Origin of the sequence: Bradyrhizobium sp., assembly GCF_016462955.1 — a bacterium.
GTDB lineage: Bacteria > Pseudomonadota > Alphaproteobacteria > Rhizobiales > Xanthobacteraceae > Bradyrhizobium.
The window spans coordinates 1-3,396 of record NZ_JAEMSD010000630.1 but is presented as its reverse complement, the minus strand read 5'-3'; the positions used below and the strand labels follow the sequence as shown (position 1 = coordinate 3,396).

The window sequence follows — 3,396 nt, the reverse complement described above, 5'->3', positions numbered from 1 at the left end:
GCGCAATTCGAAGTGCATTGCTTTGTCGGTGATGAGGAAGTCGCGGCGGGGCATCTCGTGCTCAGCATGGACAACCATCCCGCGGGCGACCGCAGCGATAAAGCGGACCGCGTGAACGCGCCGGATCCAGCCGCGCCATGAGGGGGGCACCGGAGGCAAGAGCGGCGGTCACTGGTCTCGGTTGCGTGACGGCTTTGGGAAAAACACCGGCCGATACGTGGTCCAACATCTGCCTCGGGCACTCGGCACGCGCACCTCTCACCGTGATCGAGACGGAAGGGTGCCGCGTGCGGGAAGGCGCGCAGGCGGAACTTCCCGAACTGGAGGGACTGAACGCGAGGACATTGTCGCGATTGAGCCGCGCATCGCGCCTTGCACTGCCGGCGGCGCGGGATGCATTGCATCAAGCTGGGTTGCTGGATGAGCACGGACGTTCGAAACTTCTGCGGCTCGACATTTGCGCCAGCACCACCGCATGCGGCATGGAAAAGGGCGAAGAATTCCTGCGTGGCATCTGGACGGGACGCACCGGAGGACAAGCTGCGCGGGTCAGACATTACCAAGCGCAGCAGCAGATCCGAGAGATGCAACAGTTCTTCAGTTTCGCCGGGCCCTCCATGATCGTGGCCAATGCCTGCGCGGGAGGAGGAAACGCGATCGGGCATGCGGCCGATCTCATACGCTCGGGACTTGCGGACGTTGTCCTGGCGGGAGGATACGAAGCACTCTGCGAGCTCGTCTTTGCGGGCTTTGATTGCCTGCAATCCTTGGCGCCCGAACAATGCCGTCCTTTCGACAAAGGACGCAACGGCCTCATGCTCGGCGAGGGCGCAGCATTCTTGGTTCTTGAAAGCGAGGAGAGCGCACGACGTCGCGGGGCGGAGATCCTCGGTCTTGTCACCGGATACGGACACGGCACCGACAAGGGACATCTCACCCAACCTTCGCAAGACGGCGCACCGCTGGAGGCGGCCATGCGAATGGCGCTGCAGGATGCGCAGACAGCCGCAGGCGAGATCGGTTATGTCAATGCCCACGGGACGGGCACGCCCTTGAACGATCGTGCCGAAGCCTTGGCTTTCGCCCGGATTTTCGACGACACCGGAGCGCGCCTCAGTTCGACCAAAGCCGCGATCGGTCACACGCTCGGGGCGGCAGGAGCAATCGAGGCAGTGCTGTGTTTGCTCGCGTTGCGCAGCGGCCAAATCCCCCCGCAGATCAATTTGCAAGATCCCGAACCGCTGGTGGCAGACGCGCTCGCCCGGACCGGCGAACACGCGGAAATGAAAACTGCCATGAGTATCAATCTTGGATTCGGCGGCTCAACGGCCGCGCTTGTCTTTGCGCAACTGTGACACTTCCGATCATTTCCAGCGGCGTTGTCTGCCCGGGCGGCTTCGGCAGCGGTGCATTGCGCGAACGATGGAGGACCACGCGCGTGTCCGACGCGTCAAAATCATGCGACTATGACGTGCTGCAAGTTGACCGCGATGCCCCGGAACTGCGTCGGTGGGAAAGAGAGCCGCGCTTGCGACGGGCCAGTCCGATTTCCTACTACCTTGTCGAGGCCGCGAGTCAGGCGCTCGAGCAGGCGCCCCATATCGATCGCGGACGCGTCGGTGTTGTTGGCGCATTCTTCCTCGGTTGTCTGGTCTACACGGTCCGCTTTTACCGGCAGATCACGTCGGAGGGACGCAGGTCGGCGAGCCCGGTGATTTTTCCCGAGACGGTCTTCAACAGTCCGCTGAGCCACCTTGTCTCAGTCCTCGGTTTGGGCGGACCTGTCTATTCGCAGGTCGGCGACACTTCGTGTTGGTCGAGTGCACTCCGCACCGCGCAGACATGGCTCGCGCGCGGGACGGCCGACCATGTTCTGGTCATCGGGGCCGAAGAATTCGAAAGCCACCAACTCGACGCCTTCCGGGCGGGTGGTTTGTTCCGTCAGCCACTCAATGTCGCTGATGGTGCAGGCGCCGTGCTTCTCGGCCGCGATGACACCGCAGCAATCGCGGGCATACGCGAAGTGCACGACGGATTCTCCTACGGCAACTCGGCGCAAGCCGCCGAGGCCGCCCGTCAATGCCTGGAATGCGTCTCGCCGAATTGCCCGGTTATGGAAACGGCATCGGGTGGGATGGCGCCGATTGCCGAACGCGCCTCAGCAGACCGGCGCAATCTTTCCCACTCTGCGGGAAAGATTCCCGAAGCGGCGACCGCGTCCGGCGCGTGGAATACGATCCTCGCCGCCGAGACGATTTCCGGCGGCAGCGAACGGGAAATTGCCGTTCCGTTCTGGGGCCTTTCGCAACAGTGTGGGCTGGCTATCTGCGCCGCGCTTGGAGCGGTCAAGCAGCCGTAGAAACAGCCGGGATTTCCTCCGAGTTTTCGCGCACCGGCGCGTGCGCGCGAGCGCGACCCCATGATCTCCAACCTTCGGTCAGTTCGAGCCAAGCCCACATCCCAGCCCCCGAGGCGATGATCTTGAGTAGATGGAACACGTTGAAGTTGAATCCCGGAAAAAGATCGCGGTGCGCGGCATTGCGGCGTCCGAAGCGGCTTTCTTTGCGCCTGAGGCGGCCCATCGCAGCAAAGCGACGGTTGTAAAGACGCATGAACGCGAAGATGGGCCCCGCTTCCCTGACGGAGTAAGGCGGAAGCTCGAGAAGTTCAGGGCCCTGAAAAAAAATTGGTCGCACAACAAAAAGGTAATACAGCGCGATATCGAGGCGGAACGCGACTCTCATCAACTCGTAGTCGCCCATGTAATCGTATTTGTTTTCGTAGAGTGCTTCATACATGCGGCGGAAACTTTTCGCGAAGTCCCGGTTGTGCGCTTCCAGCACCGGAGCAAGGTCGGCGCCTTCGCGCCATTTCATGATCGTGCGCACCGCCGCCGAAGCGGTAAAGGAAATCCAATCCATCCCCGGACTGTAGAAAGGATCGAGAAACGCGGCGGCGTCGCCGACCAGGACAAATCCGTCCCCGGCATAAACCTCCGAGTGGTAAGGAAGATTGCGCCGGAAATGGACGTCGCCGGCGATGAATTCCGCGCCGCGCAGCATTTCTTTTCCCGCCGCGTGACCCGCGAGCAGGCTGCGCAGTTTCTCCCCGACCGTGGCATCGTCATCCGGCCAGTTGGCGCAACGCGGATCGACCACCACACCGATGCTGGTATCGCCGCCCTTCAATTGTATCCACCATGCCCACCATCCATCGCCGACAAGATGATTCGTCGCCGTGCCACGGATGCCGACATATCCCTCGCCGAGGCCCGGATGCAGCGCGTTCAACTTTTCGCTATCCCAATCGCGCACGCCGCGCCAACGCGACCAAGCGGAGAGCGTGGGATGCTCCTCGTGTCTGCGCCACCAGCCGTTGGAGCGGGACAGAAGGCAT

At 62.2% G+C, this 3,396-nt stretch carries 3 protein-coding genes; 2 read left to right on the top strand and 1 reads right to left on the bottom strand.

The window, feature by feature from the left end; genetic code table 11:
* Positions 1-137 precede the first annotated feature (137 nt).
* Together JHD07_RS35815 and JHD07_RS35810 are read left to right on the top strand one after the other, a co-directional pair.
* Complete coding sequence (locus JHD07_RS35815) at positions 138-1,355, top strand: beta-ketoacyl-[acyl-carrier-protein] synthase family protein (protein ID WP_291630779.1); 1,218 nt, start codon at positions 138-140, stop codon at positions 1,353-1,355.
* The gene (locus JHD07_RS35810; RefSeq protein ID WP_291630778.1) at positions 1,352-2,359 is read left to right on the top strand and encodes a beta-ketoacyl synthase N-terminal-like domain-containing protein; all 1,008 of its coding nucleotides are present in this window, start codon (positions 1,352-1,354) and stop codon (positions 2,357-2,359) included. The genes JHD07_RS35815 and JHD07_RS35810 overlap by 4 nt, the downstream gene beginning before the upstream one ends.
* Here JHD07_RS35810 and JHD07_RS35805 read toward each other — a convergent pair.
* Positions 2,346-3,396: NAD(P)/FAD-dependent oxidoreductase (locus JHD07_RS35805; RefSeq protein WP_291630777.1), on the bottom strand; the 1,051-nt coding region annotated here is incomplete at its 5' end. The two genes, JHD07_RS35810 and JHD07_RS35805, sit on opposite strands and share 14 nt — an antisense overlap.